We start from the raw sequence: 232 nt of genomic DNA, 5'->3' as shown, positions 1-232 counted from the left end.
GCAGAACACCACTGTACGCCGCATGGGAGAGGTCCATCGCCAAATTTGTTCTTGTCGAGCATCGCACAGCGCACACGGCAACTTCGCATCGGGCCATTGGTGATGCAGCTTAACCTCTATCATCCCCTGCGTGCATTTGAAGAGATCTGTATGCTCGATCACTTAAGCGGTGGCCGGCTTGAGGTGGGTATCGGACGCGGTTCTCTTCCGCTTGAATTGGGCTACTACGGCA

General features: G+C 55.2%; 1 protein-coding gene. It reads left to right on the top strand.

Going from position 1 to position 232, the window contains the following annotated elements; translation table 11 throughout:
* Positions 1-232, top strand: a 232-nt coding sequence (locus QSV46_RS41180; RefSeq protein ID WP_314964559.1) for an LLM class flavin-dependent oxidoreductase, incomplete at both ends; no start/stop codon positions are given.

It is taken from the genome of Bradyrhizobium cosmicum (assembly GCF_032290525.1).
Classification (GTDB): Bacteria; Pseudomonadota; Alphaproteobacteria; order Rhizobiales; family Xanthobacteraceae; genus Bradyrhizobium; species Bradyrhizobium cosmicum_A.
The sequence above is the reverse complement of the archived record's forward strand: the minus strand, read 5'-3'. Positions and strand labels throughout refer to the sequence as shown.